The sequence below is a fragment of the Hymenobacter fastidiosus genome (assembly GCF_039539565.1).
In the GTDB taxonomy this organism is placed as follows: domain Bacteria; phylum Bacteroidota; class Bacteroidia; order Cytophagales; family Hymenobacteraceae; genus Hymenobacter; species Hymenobacter fastidiosus.
This window is the reverse complement of sequence record NZ_BAABDJ010000035.1, coordinates 205,304-225,999: the sequence shown is the minus strand read 5'-3', so window position 1 is coordinate 225,999 and position 20,696 is coordinate 205,304. Positions and strand designations below refer to the sequence as shown.

Annotated in this window: 19 protein-coding genes, 1 tRNA gene and 1 riboswitch; of the genes, 8 read left to right on the top strand and 12 right to left on the bottom strand. The window is 60.4% G+C overall.

Annotated elements, in window-relative coordinates; genetic code table 11:
- Positions 1-171: 171 nt before the first annotated feature.
- From ABD833_RS15165 to ABD833_RS15150, 4 genes are all read right to left on the bottom strand, one after another.
- Positions 172-1,212 carry a glycosyltransferase family 9 protein gene (locus ABD833_RS15165; protein WP_345074112.1) on the bottom strand — a complete coding sequence of 347 codons (1,041 nt, stop codon included), beginning with the start codon at positions 1,210-1,212 and terminating at the stop codon, positions 172-174.
- Entirely contained in the window at positions 1,209-1,982 is a 774-nt protein-coding gene (locus tag ABD833_RS15160) for a glycosyltransferase family 2 protein (RefSeq protein ID WP_345074111.1), read from the bottom strand. Before ABD833_RS15160 ends, ABD833_RS15165 begins: the two co-directional genes overlap by 4 nt.
- Before the next feature lie 566 nt (positions 1,983-2,548).
- On the bottom strand, positions 2,549-3,868 hold the full coding sequence (gene ahcY / locus ABD833_RS15155) for an adenosylhomocysteinase (protein WP_345074201.1): 1,320 nt from the start codon (positions 3,866-3,868) through the stop codon (positions 2,549-2,551).
- Positions 3,869-3,990: 122 nt separating this feature from the next.
- Positions 3,991-4,767: a DUF4397 domain-containing protein gene (locus ABD833_RS15150; RefSeq protein WP_345074110.1), complete on the bottom strand. Its 777-nt coding sequence runs from the start codon at positions 4,765-4,767 to the stop codon at positions 3,991-3,993.
- Between the two features lie 190 nt (positions 4,768-4,957).
- On the opposite strand from ABD833_RS15150, the gene ABD833_RS15145 reads away from it, so the two are divergent.
- On the top strand, positions 4,958-5,554 hold the full coding sequence (locus tag ABD833_RS15145) for a hypothetical protein (protein WP_345074109.1): 597 nt from the start codon (positions 4,958-4,960) through the stop codon (positions 5,552-5,554).
- Between the two features lie 33 nt (positions 5,555-5,587).
- A complete protein-coding gene (locus tag ABD833_RS15140) occupies positions 5,588-6,781 on the top strand; it encodes a class I SAM-dependent methyltransferase (RefSeq protein ID WP_345074108.1) in 1,194 nt (397 codons plus the stop codon).
- A gap of 58 nt (positions 6,782-6,839) precedes the next feature.
- Here ABD833_RS15140 and ABD833_RS15135 read toward each other — a convergent pair whose 3' ends face one another.
- Entirely contained in the window at positions 6,840-7,439 is a 600-nt protein-coding gene (locus ABD833_RS15135; protein ID WP_345074107.1) for a DNA-3-methyladenine glycosylase, read from the bottom strand.
- Positions 7,440-7,865: 426 nt separating this feature from the next.
- Positions 7,866-8,094, top strand: a riboswitch (cobalamin riboswitch).
- Between the two features lie 321 nt (positions 8,095-8,415).
- Here ABD833_RS15135 and ABD833_RS15130 point away from each other — a divergent pair.
- Together ABD833_RS15130 and ABD833_RS15125 are read left to right on the top strand one after the other, a co-directional pair.
- Positions 8,416-10,251: a TonB-dependent receptor gene (locus ABD833_RS15130; RefSeq protein WP_345074105.1), complete on the top strand. Its 1,836-nt coding sequence runs from the start codon at positions 8,416-8,418 to the stop codon at positions 10,249-10,251.
- A 32-nt stretch (positions 10,252-10,283) separates the two neighbouring features.
- The gene (locus tag ABD833_RS15125; RefSeq protein ID WP_345074104.1) at positions 10,284-11,387 is read left to right on the top strand and encodes a YncE family protein; all 1,104 of its coding nucleotides are present in this window, start codon (positions 10,284-10,286) and stop codon (positions 11,385-11,387) included.
- Between the two features lie 76 nt (positions 11,388-11,463).
- Here ABD833_RS15125 and ABD833_RS15120 read toward each other — a convergent pair whose 3' ends face one another.
- Positions 11,464-11,730, bottom strand: coding sequence for a hypothetical protein (locus ABD833_RS15120; RefSeq protein WP_345074103.1), 267 nt, complete (start codon positions 11,728-11,730; stop codon positions 11,464-11,466).
- A gap of 241 nt (positions 11,731-11,971) precedes the next feature.
- On the opposite strand from ABD833_RS15120, the gene ABD833_RS15115 reads away from it, so the two are divergent.
- The 3 genes from ABD833_RS15115 (at position 11,972) to ABD833_RS15105 (ending at position 15,479) form a co-directional block, all read left to right on the top strand.
- Positions 11,972-12,337, top strand: coding sequence for a hypothetical protein (locus ABD833_RS15115; protein ID WP_345074101.1), 366 nt, complete (start codon positions 11,972-11,974; stop codon positions 12,335-12,337).
- Complete coding sequence (locus tag ABD833_RS15110; protein ID WP_345074100.1) at positions 12,334-12,906, top strand: AraC family transcriptional regulator; 573 nt, start codon at positions 12,334-12,336, stop codon at positions 12,904-12,906. The genes ABD833_RS15115 and ABD833_RS15110 overlap by 4 nt, the downstream gene beginning before the upstream one ends.
- Before the next feature lie 185 nt (positions 12,907-13,091).
- A complete protein-coding gene (locus ABD833_RS15105; RefSeq protein WP_345074099.1) occupies positions 13,092-15,479 on the top strand; it encodes a B12-binding domain-containing radical SAM protein in 2,388 nt (795 codons plus the stop codon).
- A gap of 20 nt (positions 15,480-15,499) precedes the next feature.
- Here ABD833_RS15105 and ABD833_RS15100 read toward each other — a convergent pair whose 3' ends face one another.
- From ABD833_RS15100 to ABD833_RS15080, 5 genes are all read right to left on the bottom strand, one after another.
- Complete coding sequence (locus ABD833_RS15100; RefSeq protein WP_345074098.1) at positions 15,500-16,777, bottom strand: alpha/beta hydrolase family protein; 1,278 nt, start codon at positions 16,775-16,777, stop codon at positions 15,500-15,502.
- Positions 16,778-17,190: 413 nt separating this feature from the next.
- Positions 17,191-17,727, bottom strand: coding sequence for a GNAT family N-acetyltransferase (locus ABD833_RS15095; protein ID WP_345074097.1), 537 nt, complete (start codon positions 17,725-17,727; stop codon positions 17,191-17,193).
- A gap of 68 nt (positions 17,728-17,795) precedes the next feature.
- Positions 17,796-18,026: a hypothetical protein gene (locus ABD833_RS15090; protein WP_345074096.1), complete on the bottom strand. Its 231-nt coding sequence runs from the start codon at positions 18,024-18,026 to the stop codon at positions 17,796-17,798.
- Positions 18,027-18,269: 243 nt separating this feature from the next.
- Positions 18,270-18,503, bottom strand: coding sequence for a hypothetical protein (locus tag ABD833_RS15085; protein ID WP_345074095.1), 234 nt, complete (start codon positions 18,501-18,503; stop codon positions 18,270-18,272).
- A gap of 24 nt (positions 18,504-18,527) precedes the next feature.
- Positions 18,528-19,160: an NAD(P)-dependent oxidoreductase gene (locus ABD833_RS15080; RefSeq protein ID WP_345074093.1), complete on the bottom strand. Its 633-nt coding sequence runs from the start codon at positions 19,158-19,160 to the stop codon at positions 18,528-18,530.
- An 84-nt stretch (positions 19,161-19,244) separates the two neighbouring features.
- Here ABD833_RS15080 and ABD833_RS15075 point away from each other — a divergent pair.
- Positions 19,245-19,317: transfer RNA gene (locus tag ABD833_RS15075), tRNA-Gly, on the top strand.
- A gap of 418 nt (positions 19,318-19,735) precedes the next feature.
- Here ABD833_RS15075 and ABD833_RS15070 read toward each other — a convergent pair.
- Positions 19,736-20,584: an NADPH-dependent FMN reductase family protein gene (locus ABD833_RS15070; RefSeq protein ID WP_345074092.1), complete on the bottom strand. Its 849-nt coding sequence runs from the start codon at positions 20,582-20,584 to the stop codon at positions 19,736-19,738.
- Positions 20,585-20,696 lie beyond the last annotated feature (112 nt).

Below are 20,696 nucleotides of genomic sequence, written 5' to 3'. Positions count from 1 at the left end.
TACGCCAGAATATAGTCCTGGGCTTCTGCCTGGCATCATGGGCGGGGGCATTTTCACCTCTGCCGGGCCATCCAGCCTGTTACCAGACACTCGCGGCGTTCAGGTTACCGCCCGCCGTGCCACGGCCGGTGGCTGCCCGGATCAGGCAATGGCTTCAGTAGCGCAAGAAAGTCAGGATTGGGCAGAAGGCAACGACTGCCACCGCAAAATCCGGTTCCGGACCGTTATAGGTGCAATAGCCTTGATACAGCTGCAGCAAGCTGGTTGCGAGCGACAGTCAGAACATTCGGGGCGGTCAAATACCAGGTAGTCAGCGTGGGGGCCCAAGGGTGCCCAGCGGCCGGGGTGGGTAGGCTTCATGGGCGGGTACAACCCCAGAGCGTGACGACCGAGGGCGGCTGCCAGGTGGAGCGGGCCAGTGCTATTGGCTACTAAGCCGTCGGCACCAGCAATAAAGGCCAAGAGCTGCGGTAAAGAAAGCTTACCCGTCAGGTCGGCAGCCAATATGGTGGCGTGTTCCGTCAGCCAGGGACGCAGCTCTTCGCCTTCGGCAGCGGTGCCGGTAATGAATATGCGGTGGCCGGCTTGGTGAAGTAAGCGGGCTAAGGCACCAAAATGACTAAGCCCCCACTCGCGGGCACTGCCGCGGCTGCGGGGATGGAGGATAACGTTGAGCTGGCCCGGCTGGCGGGCCTGCAGCAGCTGATGCAGCTCCGGTGGCAGGGCTATCTGGGGTCTCAGCCGCACCAGAGGGACTATTTCCGCCAACGGCAGCTCCGTCAGCAGGCCCAGCGGCTGGAGCAGCTTCAGGTTTAGCTGCGCTTCGTGGAGCGGCGACTCCCGGCGGCTCAGGGCTACCAGCCGGTTGCAGGTCAGCCAGTGAATCCAGCGGTTACGGGTGCCGATGCGAATCGGAATACCGGCCTGCTGCGCCAGACGGGCGACTTGCTTATTAGGAAAAACGTGGATAGCTGCGTCGGCTTGCTGCCGGCGCATCAAAGCAACCTGCTCCGCGGCCGGCAGCTGCGCCAGGGCATCGAAGTTCAGAAACGCATCCACCCACGGGCAGGCTTCGGCAACGGCCTGGGTATAGGTGCGTCCCAGCAGCACAATCCGGCAACCGGGAAACAGGCGCTTGAGCTGGCCACACACCGGCAACGTGAGCACTACGTCACCAATAGCGTCGGTACGGCTAACCAGGAAAGTCCTCATGCGGCAGCAGATGATTTGGCCGGCATGGTGCGCAGCTTGGCAAATTTCAGAAATACGCCCCAGGCCGAAATACCCGCGATGCACAGGCCCGCGAAGCCATCGAGCAGGCCCAGCCGGAAGAAGTAGCCGTGCACAAATTTCCAGAGCGGTTTCAGCAGGAGATGAAACACCGTAACGCGGCGCTTACCCCGCAACGCCAGCTCGGCCGCCGCGATACTGGTGAAGCGGTTGAGCTGACTCACGTGCTGCTCCACCGAGTTGTAGGAATAGTGCAGCAGGTCGCCGGCCAAAGTACCCGCCGGCTGCCCGGGAGTCAGCTCGTACCGCTCGTGCAGCAGCAGACCCTCCCACTGGCCCAGCCGCCGGTCGTAGAGCCGGAGCTTACGGTCGGGGTACCAGCCGCCGTGCCGCACCCAGGTGCCGCAGTAATTGGTGAGGCGGGCCAAAGTGTAGCCGGCGTGCTGCCAGTTGCCTTTGGCCGCCTGAATGCTCTGACGCAACTCTTCGGTGAGGACTTCGTCGGCATCAAGCTGCAATACATAGTCGTGCCGGGCCTGGGCCGTAGCGTAGTTTTTCTGCTGAACGTAGCCCTCGAAAGTGTGCTGAAGTACGCGCACGCCGTGCTGGCGGCAGATGCTAACGGTCTGGTCGGTGGAAAACGAGTCGACCACCAGCACTTCATCGGCTACGCTCCCCAGCGCCGCCAGGCAACGGCCGATGTTGGCTTCTTCGTTGTAGGTGATGATGACGACCGAAAGTGAAATAGGCATAGGAGGCCAAATATCGACAACTCTGCCGCAACGAATGCCCGCACGTCTTTTCTCCCATTTGGATATATTTCCAAATCAGCTCTTGGTGAGCTGATCATAGCCACTAGAGTTGTTCCCAAATACTAACAGGGCTTACGCAAAACTATGTTCACCAAGTCCCCGAGGGGCGGCACTTGCCAGAACGGCAGCCGGGTACCGCCCCTCGGGGGTTAGCCAACTGCGCAGGGGCGTAAGTCCTACCTAAAAAGGAGGCGTCATGCTGAGCGCAGCGTAGCGGAGTCGAAGCATCGCGCCTGCAGCCGTAATTCCTAATCGGATGGAGTAGTGCCGCACGCGAGATGCTTCGACTTCGCGGACGCCAGATGAAGCATGACGGGCTATTTTTTTGGGTGTTTTGGTATTTGCGAACAGGTCTTTTGGATGCTGGTTGCTCCGGGTGATAACGAAACCAACGACTACGGTTCGAACCCTAAGCTAACTGCCGCAGCACCTGAAATTTTTCAAAGAAAAACCCCGCCCGGCATACTGCCGGGCGGGGTTTTTAACTTTAGCACCCGAAGGGTGACTTAGTAGCGGTAAGCATCCGACTTGAACGGACCGGCTACATCCACGCCGATGTAGCTGGCCTGCTTGGTATTCAGCTCGTCCAGCTCCACGCCGATTTTGGCGAGGTGCAGGTAGGCTACTTTCTCGTCCAAATGCTTGGGCAGCGTGTATACCTTGTTTTCGTAGTTGGCCGCATTCTCCCACAGCTCCAGCTGCGCCAGAATCTGGTTGGTAAAGGAGTTCGACATCACGAACGACGGGTGACCGGTAGCGCAGCCCAGGTTCACCAGCCGGCCTTCGGCCAGAATGATTACTTCCTTGCCGTCGATGGTGTACAGGTCAACCTGGGGCTTCACCGTGTCTTTGGTGTGACCGTAGTTGCCGTTCAGCCAGGCCATGTCGATTTCATCGTCGAAGTGACCGATGTTGCAGACAATGGCTTTGTCCTTCAGGGCGCGGAAATGCTCTTCGGTGATGATGTCGCAGTTGCCGGTAGCGGTTACCACGATATCCGCTTCTTTGATGGCGGTAGCCATTTTCTTCACGGCATAGCCATCCATAGCGGCCTGCAGCGCGCAGATCGGGTCGATTTCAGTTACGATAACCCGGGCCCCGGCACCACGCAGCGAAGCAGCGGTACCTTTTCCGACGTCGCCGTAACCAGCCACTACGGCAATCTTGCCGGCCATCATTACGTCGGTAGCGCGGCGGATAGCATCTACGGCCGACTCTTTGCAACCGTACTTGTTATCGAACTTCGACTTGGTAACGGAGTCGTTGATGTTGAAGGCCGGCATCAGCAGGGTACCGTTTTTCACGCGGTCCAGCAGGCGCAGCACGCCGGTCGTGGTTTCCTCCGAAATACCGCGGATACCCGCGGCCAGCTCCGGGAACTGGTTCAGCACCATATTGGTGAGGTCGCCGCCGTCGTCCAGAATCATGTTCAGCGGCTGGCGGTCTTCGCCGAAATACATCGTCTGCTCGATGCACCAGTTGAACTCTTCCTCACTCATGCCCTTCCAGGCATATACCGGGATGCCGGCCGCCGCAACAGCGGCAGCAGCGTGATCCTGGGTTGAGAAGATGTTGCACGACGACCACGTTACGTCAGCGCCCAGGGCGATGAGCGTTTCGATGAGGACCGCCGTTTGGATAGTCATGTGCAGGCAGCCGGCCACGCGGGCACCTTTCAGCGGCTGCGAAGCCCCGAATTCGTCGCGCAGGGCCATCAAACCGGGCATCTCCGCCTCGGCCAAACGGATTTCCTTGCGGCCCCATTCGGCCAATGACATGTCTGCTACTTTGTACGGAACGTACGTTTTCGTCGTGGTTTCCACCATGATGGAGTTTGTTTTGTGTGGCTTGTCAACCACAAAGATACAGGTTTTGTTCGCGGCATATGATCACAAAAGAGCCCGGACCTGTTCAGCCCGGGCTCTAATTACTTGGCAAGTGGAGGCCACTAGTTGTTCTGGATGATGAAAGCCTTCGCATCACGGGACGGGTCCTGGTTGCCCACCGCGCCTCGTACTACAATGGTGTAGATTTTACCGGCCTCAAAGTTCTTGTTGCCCGTGCCGGTACCCGTACCATCGCCAACGGTGGCCACCGTAAGCCCGGCTGGGCTGGTCCCGGTTGTAACCAGCAGATTGGCGGGGCCGGCGTTAATTTCCACGAAGTCGGAACTGCCGGGGAAAGCTACGGCTGCCGTGAGCGGCAGAAAACCAACGGGCTGCGTCTGGCTCAGGCTGATGGCGCCCGTAGTAACGGGAAAGCCCAGGGCCACGTGCACCAGACGGATTTTGGCCTTACCAGCCATCGGCGCCGTCAGGTTGTCGGTGGTAAACAGGCCGGCTGGGGTAGCCGTGGCATTGGGCGAGTAGATGAAAAAGGAGTGTCGCTTATCCTTCTCAACGGTAGCCGACTGACTGAAGAAAGCAGTCCCGGCCGCAGCGTTGTCGATCTTGATAGTTCGGCTACCGGCATTTACGGTCTGGTAAAGGGGAGTGGCCCCGCCGCCGTTCTGCCCGTACGTAAGCTGGGTTTTTTCTTCTGCATCTACGAAAGCTTTGATGCCCACGAAAGTGTTGGCGGCAGCATTGACAAACAGCACGGCCCCCTGGTCCGGGGCCGGCGTTATCACGGGGTCCTCATCTTTACTGCACCCGGCGAAGGCAAAAACAGCGGGCAGCGCAGCCAGCAAAACTGGGCGAAAAAAAACAGGGGCGAGAGTCTTCATAAGTCAGAACTGGGGAAAGGACAGGGTTAACTGGGCTCAGAACGTAAGGGCTCAGGATTTTGTTGGGCGGGCAAAACAAAGTTTTCCCCGGCGAGTTGCACTATTCTCCCGCTCAATACATTATAACGATATAATATACTACCTACCTTTGCACTCTTACCGGTTCCCCGTCCTCTCCGATTCTACCCCTATGCACCGTCGTTTTTCTCTCGTATTGCTGTTGCTGCTTACCTTCAGTTTTGCCCGTGCGCAGCAGGTTTCGACCGGCCCGCTTATCCGGCTCAGCCCGGAGGATGAGGACCGCCGGGAAAGCGGACCACAGAAAAACTTTTATTTCACTACGGAGAACATACCAACGAAGGAATATAAAAATGCCGGGGTCTTTGGGCAACGCCTGCGGCCCTATCTGGCCGGGAACAACGCAGCCCTGGCCAGTCTGAATCTGTACCGGCGGCAGAAACGGCTGTTTCTGCTGGAGCGTCTCGTATTCGTAAGCGCCGTGGGTCTCTACAGCCAGCAGGTATTGGCTGGTTCCGGCGAACAGCAGCAGCAGTATTTCAACAGCACGCAGCAACTCGCCGTGGGGATAATGGCCTTCAGCCTGCTGTCGAATGTGTTTCTCTCCCGCCACACCAACGACCACTTTCAGCGGGCCATCGGCGAGTATAATGCCGGGCTGTCGTCGGCCCGCGCGGGGGGGCTGCAGCGCCTGGCCCCAACGGGCGTGGGGATGACGCTAGCCGCCAGCGGCCACCCGCAGCTGGCTTTACGCTGGAGCCTGCGTTAGTCCGGGCCCCGCATTTTTACGTAGGCTTTATTCATGGAATACCCGCTGCCGGCAGCGGCCCGGCAATATGTGGCCGAGCATCTGCACGACGACCCCGCTCAGCTGGCTTTACAAGCCCGCCGCTATCCGAATCTGCCCGTGCCGGATCTGGTGCGCCAGATTCAGGCCCGGCAGAAAGCCCGGACCAAGCTTCCCATCTGGGCCGACAATCCCGACCTGATATTTCCGCCGGCCTTATCGGTGGAGCAGGCGTCTTCCGCTCGCACCGCCGCCTTCAAAGCCGACCTGGTCAACGGGCAGCGGCTGGTTGATCTGACCGGGGGCTTTGGCGTTGATGCCTGCTGCTTTGCCACCCGGATACCGGAAGTGCACTACGTAGAACGCGACCCGGCCCTGGTAGCGGTGGTGCGATACAATCTGCAGCAGTTGGGAGTGACCAACGTGCACTGCCACGGGGGCGATGCGCTGCAGTTTCTAAAAAGCACCCCCGATACCTTCGACTGGATCTACCTGGATCCTGCTCGTCGTGATACTGCCGACCGCAAAATCTACCGGTTACAGGATTGCGAGCCGGACGTGTTGCGCCTGCTACCGCTACTGCTGCATAAAGGCAATCGGATATTGCTCAAAACGTCGCCCATGCTCGACATTGAGCAGGCCCTGCTGGAGCTGAAGCAGGTACGCCGCCTGTGGGTAGTGGCCGTGGATAATGAGTGCAAGGAAGTACTGTACGAATTGGGACCGGAGCCCGCCGTGGACCCGGAGCGCTACACCGTGAATCTGCTCCGCAACGGGCAGCAGCAGGAGTTTCGCCTCAACAAAGCCCGCGAAACCCGTGCCGTGGCCCGCTACGCCGAGCCCTTGCCGCAGGGCTACCTCTACGAACCGAACGTGGCCGTGCTCAAGGCCGGCGGCTTCCGCAGTGTCGGCACGGCCTTCGAGCTGTTGAAGCTGCACCAGCACAGCCACCTCTACATGTCGGATACACTCCGGGAAGAGTTTCCGGGGCGCATTTTCCGCATTCTGGCAGCCGAGAAATACGACCGGAAAAAGCTGCGGGCTCACCTCGGCCCGGAAGGCCGCGCCCACGTTACGACCCGCAACTTTCCTGACAGCGTCGCCGAGTTCCGACAGCATACGGGTATCCGCGAAGGCGGCCACATCTATTTGTTTGCGACCACCGACCTGCGCGGCCGGTTGGTGGTGATGGTATGTGAGAAGGTGTAATCTATTTAGCTGGTGAGCGTTTGAGCGGCCTGCGCCGGTAGAGCGAACCGGTCGCCACTCACTTAGCCGGGCTTACCCAGGGGCTGCCTTTCAGCCGAAACCGCCACGGCAGCGCGGCATCAGCTCCGGCATAGTCGATACCAACGCGGGGGCTGGCCAGTATGAGATCGGCCGGCACCGGCTCCTGCTGGTCTTCCAGCCAGATCAGGTCGCCACCTAAATCGGTGCCGTAGTGCTGGGTAGTGATACCCAGTGCCTGGGTGAGCAGGCCGGGGCCTGCAGTAAGGTTACGGGCCGGCGCGGATAGCCCCCGACGGAGCAGCATCTCCGCAATGCCCTCCACCGGCTCAAGCCCACGAATCAGGACGGCATCGGCCTTACCGGCTTCATTGGTGATAATGTTGAAGAGCGTGTAGCGGCCATAAATCAGGTAGCAGTAGGCGACGCCCCCGGCTTCGTACATCACCCGGGTGCGGTTGGTGTAGCGACCCAGGTGGGAGTGACAAGCCTGGTCCCCACTATGCGCATAGGCTTCCGTTTCGACGATACGGCCGCCGGTGAGGACGCCACCGATGGTGGTGAACAGGTATTTCCCCAGTAGCTCGCGGGCAATCTGCACTACATCGGAACGCTGGTAAAAGGCGACAGGAAGCTTCATGGGGTTGAATGTGCTAATGTGGTTTGAATGTGCTGATGTGATTTGAATGTGCTGATGGGGTAATGTGTTTTTAATGTGCTGATGGGGTTAATGTAGCTTGAATGGGTTGACGGGGCTGATGGGGTTGATGGGCTGATCGGTTGTCCGCCAACTCAGAGGTGCCCCTACCTGAGTGAAGCTATACCAGTGATTGAAGCTATACCAGCCATACTATCGATTTCAGGTACTTGTTGCCGCTGACTAGTCCGGCAATACCGGTTCACCTCAGTCCATCAACCCCATCAGCATATTAACCACATCAGCACATTCAAAACACATTACCCCATCAGCACATTAACCACATCAGCACATTCAAAACACATTACCCCATCAGCACATTAACCACATTAGCACATTCCAATCACATCAACCCCGTTGAAAACCGCTATCTTTGCCCTCGTTATAGGTGGCCGGACCCTGATTGCGGGGCGAGGCTGAAAAGGGAATCCGGTTCAATGCCGGAGCTGTCCCCGCAACTGTACGCTTCCGTTACCAGGTGGGCCTATCCCCCAGCCACTGTTTCCGTGAAGGTTTCCTGCTTGGCAGGAAGCTGGAGAAATGGGAAGGCGGCCCACCCGAAGCAAGCCAGGAGACCTGCCTATATACTTTTAGTGTTCAGCGCTTTCGGGAGAAAGGCGGAGAATGATTGCAGCAGCGGCCTTCGGGCCGCCGATTCCCTGTTTTCGGCCTCGGCTTCGGGGCAGCTTTTTCCCCGGATAAAGCCCACCTGAAGTTTTGAACTGAATTTTCCTAAACCGGAAATTTAGTTCGGATGATGGTTACCTGTCAGTTGGCGCCGCTCCGGCGACCCAACCTGTTTTCGTTTGTTTTTTTACTGCTGGGGCTGCTATGCTCCTGGCCGGCCAGTGCGTGGGTCCAGCAGTCCTCCCCCGATTCGGTACGCCGAATTGCGGAGCAGCTTCTGCCCGCCGTTCGGGTGGCAGGCTCCCGGCCCAGCCGTTTTGCCGTGGGCAGCCGCGTCACCACGCTGGACTCCGTGGCGCTGGCGCAGCACCGCGGCGGAACCCTGGCCGACGTCCTGGCCGCCCGCACGCCGGTGTACATCAAAAGCTACGGCCCCGGGCAGCTGGCGTCAATTTCCTTTCGGGGTACGGCGGCTCAGCATACGGCCGTGTTGTGGCACGGCTTCAACATCGGCCTGCCCACGCTGGGCCAGTCGGACTTCGCGCTATTGCCAGTAGTGGGTATCACGCAGGTGAGCGTACAGCACGGTCCGGCGGGGGCTATTTATGGCAGCGGGGCCGTGGGCGGCACGGTACTGCTGTCGTCGCCGGTGCGCTGGGGGGCGGGCCTGCGGATGGCAGCTCAGGCCGAAGCCGGCAGCTTCGGCCTGGGGGCCGGTCAGGCCGAAGGCAGCTTCAGCAACCAGCAGCTGGCCCTGCGGACGGAGGTTTCCTACCGCGAAGCCCGCAACGACTTTGCCTATCCCCTGCCCGAAGGCAACCGCGTGGTGTGGCGGCGCAATCCAAACAGTGCTTTACGGCAGCGGAGCTTGGCCCAGGATGCCTCGCTCCGGGTAGGAACGACGGGGGAAGTGCAGGCCGCCGTATGGCTCACTCACTCCGAGCGGCAGCTTCAGCCTACCATTGGGGCCAACAACGACGAAGCCCGGCAATACGACCGCAGCCGGCGCTTTCTGCTGGGCTACCGCCACCGGGCCAGCCAGCGGCACGAGTCGAACGTGCGGGCGGCCTGGTTTGAGGACGTGCTGGACTACGGCCTGGGTGATACTGACGCCAGCAAGTCGCGGGTGCGCACCACCCAGCTGCAAACCGACCATACCTTCACCTTCAAGCCTCACCTCAGTCTGCGGATAGGCGGCGAAGCCCAGCGCTTTGCGGCCCAGGTGCAGGGCTACGGTGACGCGGCCCGGATAACCGAGCACCGCTTTTCCGGCTTCGGCCTGCTGCGCTACGACCCGGCCCCAACCCTGCGGCTCACGCTGAACGTACGCCAGGCCCTGCTACCCGGCCGCCGGCCGCCCCTCACCCCCACGGTTGGCGCCGAGTGGCAGCTAGCCCGCTCAGCCCGGCAGGTAGTGGTAGCCAAAGCCAGCGTTTCGCGCTCCTACCGCGCCCCTACCCTGAACGAACGGTACTGGCGCCCCGGGGGCCGGCCGGATTTGCTCCCCGAAAACAGCCTGGGCTACGAAGCCGGACTGCGCCAGGAGCTGACCCCGATAGGCCAGCCCCGGCTTTCCTTACAAACCGAGCTGACCGCTTACCACCAGCTCATCCACGACTGGGTGCAGTGGACGCCGGGCCCGGGGGGAATCTGGTCGCCGCGCAATTTGCGACAGGTACGGGCCCGGGGGGCAGAAGCCAGTACCCGCCTGGACTGGCAGGCTCCGGGCAGTCGCTACTCCCTGGCCACAGGCCTGAGCTACGCTTTCACCCAGTCGGTGAAACTGCGGGGCACCACGACCGATGTCGACCCCGTGGGGCAGCAGCTGCCCTACGTGCCGCAGCATTCGGCGGCTTTTACCACGCAGCATACCTGGCGGGGCTGGCAGGCAGGCACTACGCTCACCTTCACCGGCTTCCGCTTCACCGACGCTTCGGCCACAACGTTTCTGCCGTCTTACACGCTGGTCAATGCCTCGGCGGGCTACACGCTGCGGAAAGACCAGGCCTGGACGCTGACTCTGCTGGCCCAGGGCTATAACCTCACCAACCTGATGTATCAAAGCTACGCCTACCGGGCCATGCCGCTACGGTCGGCGGCGCTGAGCCTGCGGGTGGCGTGGCGCTAACCGGCTTTTTTCTTTCCTTCTAACCCCTTTTTATGTTCCCCCGACTGCCTTACCCTGCTTTGCTTACCCGTCTGACGTTTACCGGCATCACTGCCCTGACGCTGCTGGGCTGCGACCCGAAAACCACGGAGGTCCCGGTTCCGGAAGTGCGCACCAACAGCGTCTTCATCATCAACGAGGGCACCTACAACCAGCCCAATGGCTCCGTCAGTGTGTTCGACGTGGCCGCGGCCAAAGTGACGTCCCCCGACATTTTCCAGGCGGCCAACGGCCGGCCGCTACTTTCAAACGTCACCCAGTCGATGACGGTAGTCGGGCAGCAGGGCTACATCGTGGCCAACAACAGCAACAAGATTGAGGTGGTGACCCTGCCTTCCTTCAAGTCGGTGGGCACGATAACCGCCGGCCTTAAGCTCCCCCGCTACCTGGTCGCGGCCTCGGCCGACAAGGCTTACGTGTCGGAATGGGTAACGCCGACGTTCCCCACGCCGGGGCCGGGCCGGGTATCCGTCATCGACTTACGGACGAACACCGTAACGCGCACCATCGTCGTGGGCAAAGCGCCCGAGGAAATGCTGCTGGCGGGCGGCAAGCTGTTCGTGACTAACAGCGAAGAAAACACGGTAACCGTCATCAACACCGCCACCGACGTCGTGGAAACTACCCTGACCGTAGGACCGGCTCCGGCCAGCCTCGCGTTGGACAACAACGGCCGGCTGTGGGTACTGGGCAATGGCGTAACCAACTACTCCAACCCGGCCCTGTCCACGAAAGGCAGCCTGACCGACTTCGCGCCAACGCCGCCATACACCGTGCGCAAGCGTGATTTCGCTTCCGATTTGGGCTATCTGGCCCGCCTGCGCACCAACGGTACGCGTGATCAGTTCTACGTCAAGACCGATGCCGCGGTCTACCGGCTGAGCCCGGCTGACGCGGCTCTGCCAACCAAGCCTTTCCTGACCCGGGGCAGCTTCGACATCTACGGTCTCAACATCGACCCCAACGACAATACCGTGTACGTGGGCGTAGCCCCCACTTTCACCGCACCGGGCAAGTTTATCCGCTACACGTCCGCAGGCAAGGCCATCGACTCCGCCGCCGTCGGCATCGGTCCGAACGGGTTTATTTTTTACTAGCCCGCAGGCTGAGGCACCATTCGCAAAAAGCCCTTCTGCTCCCGGAGCAGAAGGGCTTTTTCTTGTCATACGCCCGTTACTTATCCTCGATGCCGTCGTTGTTGCGGTCTTTGGCATCCGCGGCGTGGTCGTAGAGGTCCTGGCCGGTCGTGACGCGGGTCGTATCGTTGGCCGTGCCGGTGGTATTGGACGTGGCGCGCTGTCCGGAGTCGGGGTCTTTGGTTTTATCGGCCCCGCGCTCCACGTTGGTATCACCGGAGCCGGTGCCGGTGTTGCAGGCAGTAAACGAAGCCGTAGCCAGGAGCAGAGCCAGGGCCAAAGGGCGGAGCAAAACAGTTTTCATGGTAGTGGGTCTGAAACAATAAAAGGCGAAGCGAGTATTTCATTAACGTACGACAGCGCGCCAACGTGGTTTTTAGCGGCAGATCATCGTTCGGGTGCTTAGTTACTCAAATCTGCCAACATCGCCGCGGCCATTAGTTCGGGGCAAGCGACTGCCCAACGGGAGAAGTACCTCATAAACGGGACGCTAACCAGTATCAAAAGTCGCGTAACCCGATATATTTGTTGTCCTGATTTTACTTATGACCCTTCCCCGCGCGCTGAACCTGGCTACTTCCCCCCTGCTGCGCCGGGCCGGCGGGCTGGCGGCGGTGAGTCTGACCCTGGCCCTGGCCCTGGTAGCTTACCTGTTCGGCGCTGCCGACCATTTTTTCAGCCGGCTATCCGGTGCTTTTTTCGTATTATTCTGGCTGTTAGCCGTTACGTTCCTGGGCGTGGTGCCTTTTGTGAACTGGGCGGCGCTCCATTGGTTTGGGAAAGCATGGGCTGAACCGTCGCCGGAACCCGCGCGGCGTAATTCCCGTTCTGCCCCTGCCGTTGTCTCTTCTCCTACCCGGAAACCCGGGCGGCCCGCCGCCCGGTTGGACTCATCTTCGAAACGCCCGTGAAAACTACGCTCCTGCACATCAAAAACATGGTTTGCCCCCGTTGCATCGAAGCGGTGCGCGGCCTGCTGGAACAAGCCGGCTACCGGCCCACGCAGGTTACCCTGGGGCAGGCCCAGCTCGACCAGACCACGCCCGCCGACCCGGCAGCCGTAGCCTCGCTGCTCCAGGAAGCCGGCTTTGATGTGCTGCTGGGCCGCGCGGAACAGCTGACGGAGCAGATCAAAGGCGCCCTGGGCGAATACCTGGAGCACCTGCGCACAGCCCGGATGCCGCTCACGACTTCGGCTTTCCTCACCGACCGGTTCGCGGCCACCTACTCGCACCTGAGCAAGGTATTTTCGCGCACCGCCAACCTGACCATTGAGAAATACCTGATCCGGCTGAAGATCGAGCGGGTGAAAGAAATGTTGAGCTACGGTGAAATGACCCTGGGCGAAATTGCCGACCAGATGCGCTACAGCAGCGGCCAGCACCTGAGTAACCAGTTCCGTCAGGTTACGGGCCGTTCCGTAAGTGAATTCCGCCGCGACCTGATGCCTAAGCGTCTGTCGCTGGACGAGCTGGCTTAACGACTGCTGCTGCCCTTCAGGCGGCTAAAAAAAACCTGCGGGGTAGCGTGAGGACACAATCCTTACGCTACCCCGCAGGTTTTTTGCGTTCAGCGCCCCACCCGGATGGAACCGGGAACGGATCGGGGGCCGCGTCTCGTTCTGGCTTGCCGTATCTTTACGCCTCGCTTCGTTGTTGTGCTGCCGTGACCTCTCCCCGCATTCTGCTTCTGACCCCGCCGCTAACGCAGCTCAATACGCCCTATCCGGCTACGGCCTACATCAAAGGCTTCCTGGGCGGGCGCGGCTATAGCAGCACCCAGGCCGACCTGGGGCTGGAGCTGGTGCTGAAGCTGTTTTCGGCGGCAGGGCTGGCGCGGGTTTTCGCCGAAATTGAGCAGGGTGATTTCGTGCTTTCCGATAATGCCCGCCGCATGGTGCGCCTCCGGCGCAGCTACCTGAGCACGATTGAGCCGGTCATCCGCTTTCTGCAAAACAAGGACAATACGCTGGCCCCGCGCATCTGCCACAGCCGGTTTCTGCCCGAAGCCGCCCGTTTCGACAACGTGGCCGACCTGGAATCTGCTTTCGGCACGATGGGCCTCACCGACCAGGCCCGCCACCTGGCCACGCTCTACCTCGAAGACCTCGGCGACCTGATCAAGGAAACCGTGGGGCCGCAGTTCGGCTTCTCGCGCTACGCCGAAAAGCTGGCTATGTCGGCTACCTCCTTCGATGCGCTGCACGAGGCCCTGCAGACCGCGCCCAATCTGGTCGACCGGATGCTGCTGGAGCTGGTTGATGAGCTGATGGCGCGGGTGCAGCCCGATATTGTGGGCTTCACGGTGCCGTTTCCGGGCAACCTGTACGGGGCCCTGCGGCTGGCCGGGCGCATCCGGCAACTGCGGCCCGCGGCTAGAATCCTGATGGGCGGCGGCTACCCCAACACGGAGCTGCGCCAGATCCGGGAGCCCCGCTTTTTCGACTACGTCGACTTCCTGACCCTCGACGATGGTGAAGGACCCTGGCTACGGCTGCTCGAAGCTATCAGTTGCCAGTTGCCGGTTGCCAGTTGCCAGAGCGAACCGGCACCCGGCAACCCGCAACCGGCACCCGGCAACCCGCAACCGGCACCCGGCAACCCGCAACCGGCACCCGGCAACCCGCAACCGGCACCCGGCAACCCGCAACCGGCACCCGGCAACCCGCAACCGGCAACCCGCAACCCGCAACTGGCAACTGGCAACCGGCAACTGGCAACTGAAACCCTGCAGCGCACCTTTCTGCGCAACGCGGCCGGCGAAGTCGAGTACATCAACCACCCCCACCCCGACGTGCCCCACCACGAGGTAGGTACGCCGGACTACTCCGATCTGCCGCTGGCCGACTATCTGTCGGTGATTGAGGTGCTGAATCCCATGCACCGCCTCTGGAGCGACGGCCGCTGGAACAAGCTCACCATTGCCCACGGCTGCTACTGGAAGCGCTGCTCGTTCTGCGACGTAACCCTGGACTACATCGGCCGCTACGAAACGGCTCCCGCCACTTTGCTGGTGGACCGCATCGAGCAGATCGTGAAGCAAACGGGCCAGACCGGCTTTCACTTCGTGGACGAAGCCGCCCCGCCCCTGGCCCTCCGCGACCTGGCCGTGGAGCTGTTGCGGCGGCGCGTGAGCATCACCTGGTGGGGCAACATTCGCTTCGAGAAAACCTTCACCCCCGACCTGGCCCGCCTGCTGGCCGCCGCGGGCTGCATTGCCGTGAGCGGCGGGCTGGAAGTGGCCTCCGACCGGCTGCTGGCGCTCATGGAAAAGGGCGTCACCATCGCCCAGGTCGCCCGCGTTACGGATGGCTTCACCCAGGCCGGCATCATGGTGCATGCCTACCTGATGTATGGTTTCCCCACCGAAACGGCCCAGGAAACCGTGGATTCGCTGGAAGTGGTGCGGCAGCTGTTTGGCGCGGGCATCGTGCAGAGCGGCTACTGGCACCGCTTCTCGATGACGGCCCACTCGCCGGTGGGGAAGAACCCGGCGAAATATAAAGTAGCCGCCATTGGCCCCGAGCCCGGCAACTTCGCCTGGAACGACCTCTGGCACGACGACCCCACGGGCACCGACCACGAGCAGTTCGGCCCGGGCCTGGCTAAAGCCCTCTACAACTACATGCACGGCGTGGCCCTGCAGGAGCCGCTCCAGTTCTGGTTCGACTTCCGCGTACCCCGCACCACCGTACCCCGCCAGCTGATTCAGAAAGCCGTTCAGGAAGCGTCGAAACCTGATTTTGCGAAGCAGAACCTGCGCCTCTTCTGGCTTGGCAATGCCCCTGAGCTGCAGCCCATCGATGCCCGGCCCGGGGCCCGCGCCACGCTAACCTTCTACGAGCAGGCCGAGGATTTCGAGCTGAAAACCACGCCCGCCATCGGCCAATGGCTCCACGACCTGCTGACTACCCTCCATACCGATTACCAGACCAAGCGGCTGCTGAAGGACATGGCCGCGACTTTCCCGACCACGGCTGGGACATCGTTCGGGGAGTTTGTGCTGTCGCCGACGTGGCTGCTGCTGCGCGAGAAGGGCTTGCTACTGTTTTAGCGCAGTAGCTGGATAAGCCCCTATTTCACGGCCTGCTTCATCCAGGCCAACATATCTTCTATGGCACCGGGGGCCGGGCGCGCCCAGTCCCACTGCCCGTCGGTATCGGACCTGATTCCGGCAGGCAGCAGTAACTCGTGGTTGGCCTGAGCATAGACGCGTACCGCCGAGCCTCGCCGGGAGCCGACCGCACCTCGCAGCCGTTGGGCACTTTCGCGGGCCGGCAGGAAACGGTCGGCCGCGCCGTAGAGCAACAGTACCGGGACGCGCACCTGCTGCCAGTCCGTGCGCGGGTCCAGGAGCCAGTCGCGCCACGGCAGCTGAGTCTGGATTTCGGCAGCCGTAGGAATGCGGCGCGGCATCGTCGTCGACGCGGCCCAGGGCTGCTGCCAGGCGGCCAGTAAAGTTTCGTGGAGCTGGGCCGTATCACCCTGACCCCCGCTCCGCACATAGCGTTGCAGTTGCGCAAACCCGCGTTGCGCCAGCCGGGTAGCTGCCGCGGGAGCGTTCTGCCGGCGGAGAGCATCGAGCGTCTGCGTTTGGCTGACCGTGGCCAGGGACGTACCCGGGGCCGAAAGGGCTACGACAAATGCTACCGGCCGGCCCGGCTGGCTCGCCGCCGACGCGGCCACCGGCCCACCCTGGCCGAGGGTCCACAGTCCAACCCGCGTGGAATCGACAGCCGCATTGCCCTTAACAGCCTTTACAGCCGCCAGAACTTCATCGGCCAACGCCGGTTCGCCGGCCCGCTGGCTGGCTGGTTGAGTCGCGGCGCGCTGATCGTACACCAAAGCGACGAAGCCATGCCGGGCTAACAAATCGGCGTAAGGCAGCAGGTTGCGCGGCCGGGGCGGCGTGTTGGCATCAGGCACCAGGACCACGGCCGGGTGCCGGCGGATAGTATCGTCGGGAATAAGCAGGGTACCGTGCCGGGTCAGACTACCGCTACGGAAGCGAACCGGCAGGGCCCGGTATGGGCGCGGCTCCGGCTTACCCCGGCGCACCAGCAGCAGGTCGGCTTGCACGCTGTCGGCGGTGAAGAGGCCGCGCAGGAAGTCTCCCTCCCGGATAGCATCGATTACGGTGTTACCCGCCAATGCGCCAGGCTGACGTTCCAGATGCAGCTGGGGCGAGTTGAATGACAGACTCTCCACCGGAAAGCCTAGGCCCTCCCGATCCGGAAAGCGCAGATCGGCCTGGAGCTGGCCCGGCTTTACTTCCCTCAGGTCCAGGGCCAGGCGCAGGTCAGCGCCCTGGTAGGTAACGCGGCCCTCAAAATGCCCCGTTGGCGGAGGCACTACCTTGGCTCCACTGTTCGGGGAGCAACTGCTTAACAACGCCCAGCCTGACAGCAGCCGCCACGTTGTGGTCCTCCAAAACCGAAAAGAAAGAAAAGCTGACCGGCTGTGGCGCACAGAATAGGGGTTGGTAAACCAGGGGTCAAAGGTAAGTGGTGAAACGGGGAGATAGTGAAGCTGTTTAGAAAGTCAAGACGTCTGTCATCCTGAGCAGAGCGCAGGACCTTATCCCGGCTGAACGGTACCCGCTCGATGAACTACCAGGCGGGATAAGGTCCTTCGCTGCGCTCAGGATGACAAACGCTTAGAAAAACCGACTTCCTGAACAGCTTCAGTGAAACGGGGAGTTTGCTGCTCGACCCGGGCAGACTGCGCTACCAGAACGAAAAACTCCCCATTTCACCATTCACCACCTACAGGCCTTTGCGCAGAATCAGGTCGGTCTGAATATCGTTGCCCACCCGGAATTCATGGGTTCCGATTGGCCTGAAGCCGAACCGCTGGTAAAATGCCAGGGCCCGCTGATTATGCTCCCAGACGCCCAGCACCACGGTCCGGCAGCTCTGGGTGCGGGCTTCCTCCAGCGCCCGGCGCATCAGCGAAGCCCCCAAGCCGGTTCCGATCCAGTCTTCGCGCACGTAGAGCCGCTCGATTTCCAGCCGGTCGTCTACCGCTTTGCGGGGTTCCAGGCCCAAAGCCGAGCCGGTCCGCAGCTTGGCGTAGCCAATTACTTCCTGCACCATCTGACCCAACAGGAAGGTCGTTTTGGGATCCTGGAGCTCCGCCAGCTGCTTAGCGGGGCTGAAGTTCTCAGCCAGAAAAGCGGCCATATCCCCGGCCGTGTTGGTAGCGGCAAAGGTTTCCTGGAACGTCTGATGACCCAGTTCGGCTAGCTGCGCCGCTACGGGGGCAGTACGTTTGGCCACGGTGATACGGAGCGGAGAAGTCATTGAGAGCAAAAAACAGGACACTGGGGGCGAAAGGCAATTTTCGCCTGCCCGGAAAACAAAAAAATCAGTCAGTTGCTGGTCCGCATTCGCCACCCGACGCGCAGCATGATGAGGGCCGCGGCCAGCATGGCCAGCCCAAGCGCGCCTTCCCGGCCGCTGATGCCAGGCAAACCAGTCGCGCGAAACCGGTAACAGAGCACCACCAGGCGCAGCAGCAACCCCAGCAGCAGCAAAACGCCCGCCGTCAGAAACAGCCAGCCAACTATCTTTTGGGATACAGGATGAAGCTTGCGCGGCATGCGGGTAAAAAACCGGGATTAAGTACTGATGTTACGCGGGGCATTTCTGAAACCCTGTTTGAGGAGTTAGGAGTTAGAAGCCAGGAGTTAGAAGCTGGAAGTCAGCCTACGAGCAGGCTGCCGAGGTAAGGCGCGGCTGCCTTGGCAGCCGTTTCGTTCCTTGCTCTTTTACCGGCTCCCTAAACGCCGGACTCCTGGCTGCTGACTCCTAACAGCCGGCGACCCGCCTCATCCTGCGTAACATCAGTCAATCATATCGTTCTGGTCGCTGTTGCGCCGTAGCCGCCAACCGGTGCGCAACAGAAACATAGCAGCCACTAAACCCATCATGCTGATAACGACCCGGGTTGAATCCAGGCGGCCGGCCTGCCAGTCGGCATAGAAGCCGGAAAAGCGGATTCCCTGTACTACCAGCAGCAATACGCCGGCCACCAGGTAAAGTATGCCGCGCCAGCGCTCAGGAGAAGAAGAAGCCATAGGAAAAGGGGTTAAGGCGCAAACTTAGTAGGAAATTCCCACGGCCCGGCCCACGAAGGCCTCCGTGGCTACCTGCTTGAGCATGAAGTCGGCTACGTCGGCGCGGGAAATGCGTCCTTTAATGCGGGCATTGGCAAAGCTGAGGGCCACTTTATAGCCCCCGGTTTTGGGGCCGTTGGTGAGCCCGGCGGGACGCACGATAACCCAGTCGAGCGGGCTGGCCTGAATCAGGACCTCCTGCCGCTCCTTGTCGGCAAATACGTGCTTGAGGAACAGCGGCCGGATGAGCCGGCGAAATAACAGGCTTTCCTCGCCCCGGCTGTTGCCCAGCCCCAGCGACGTTTCGCAGATGAAGCGCTTCACGCCATGCCGCCACATAGCTTCCAGAATCGTCTGGGTGCCATCCGACAGCGTGGTCTCGCCTACCTGGTTGCGGTTCACGCCCAGGGCCGACAGCACCGCATCGTGGCCCGGCACGGCCGCCTCCACGGTGTCGGCCTGCAGAATATCGCCCGGCACTACCCGCAGGTTCGGGTGCGCGAGGGTAAATTTAGCCGGGTCGCGCACGAAGGCCGTTACGCTGAATTGCTGGTCGAGGGCCTGCTGCACCAGCTGGCGGCCGGTAGCACCCGAGGCACCAAAAATGAGGAGTTTCATGGCGGAGGCGTTGATAACTCTCCGCGTACGGCTGTAGTTGCAAATTGATTTTCCCTGCGTACTTTTGGCCCACCAAACTTTTTCGCGAGAGTAGCTCAGTTGGTAGAGCATCAGCTTCCCAAGCTGAGGGTCGCGAGTTCGAACCTCGTTTCTCGCTCATTGATTAACAGCCATTTAGCTTCGGTGCTAGGTGGCTGTTTTGGTTTTGGTTTACAATTTGGTTTACACAAGGGCCCTTGCTCACACCCCTTATTACCCTATTCTTGCTGTTGCCAACGAAAAGCTGCCCCAACATTGCTGCAAGGGGATGCGCGGGTCGTCATCCGATTTACGCACGCGGAACACGGACACGCCGTCAATGTCCAGGTGCAAGCTACTGCACGTGTAGTTGATGCGCCCGCCGGGGCTCCAGCATATGGCTTAGCTCGGCAGCGTGCGCACGTTGATGAGCTGAAATCATGCTACTTAATGTAGAACAAGCGTTAAAGCTGATGCACAGCCTTTCACTACTGCATCACTTCTAGCTTCTCAATCAGGTTAATCCCTGTATACACGGAGGAACCTTACAGAAATCTCTATTTTTCTTTATTAGACAGTTTTTCCAATTCTTTCTTTGCCTTTTGCTGTGCTGCCCCTGTCAGAAGTGGTATAACTGCCGTTATATCCTTAATCATTTTTGGTCGCGCTTTCACACTAACTCCTGTACGGTCAGCAGGTTCAAGTAGCTTAAGCGAACGGTTATATAGTGAATGTCCACTCTTGTGATGATATTGCTTTGCTATGGCATCAGCTTCCGGAGCTGGAGGAATGACTTTGCCTTGGTAAATGTAAAGCAGCGCTACCTGCCTCAAATCTAGTTTGACTGTCGTTTTCACTGCCAACTCTACCGGCTCAATTGCCAAGCTTACTTCCTGAGGTAAGCTATCAGGAACAGAGGGCATGATATTATCTGGCAGGCTGTGGCTAGTAACCTTTAGTAGTTCTCCCTGCTCTCTAAGCCAAGTAAGTGCCCGAACCACGGTAGCAGAAGTAGGATTCAGTAGGTCTGTCTCTTCGCTAAGAGTATCCGCCACGTACTCATAGTCGTTCGCATTGGCTATGCGGTCGAATGTGGCCTCGAACTGCTCACCAAATAACTCTTCTAGAAAGGCCCCTACTTCATTCAGACTAATGGGCGCCCGTTTGTAAAGTGCCACAACCCTCTGGAACTCGTCATCATAGACATTGATGAGAGGCGGTGGTGGAGTTCCATCCGAACCTATACGTGGTGGTCGAATCCGAGCGAGCACCCAGCGCAAGTACAAGTGGAACGTACTATGATATACGGGAGGCATACCGTGGTATTTGTGAGAGGGGTCTTGACGACGCAACTGCTCACGTTTCGCTTTTATCTGGCTATCCAACAACTCAGTTCCCGTATTCATCATTCAAGTTTGTTCTACCATCATTCCATCCCCCAGAATGTCACTGTAGCAACTTGCTCTTGCACTCAGGAACGCTCGCCAGCCAACTAGCTTAATCGTAATCCGGAAGGAT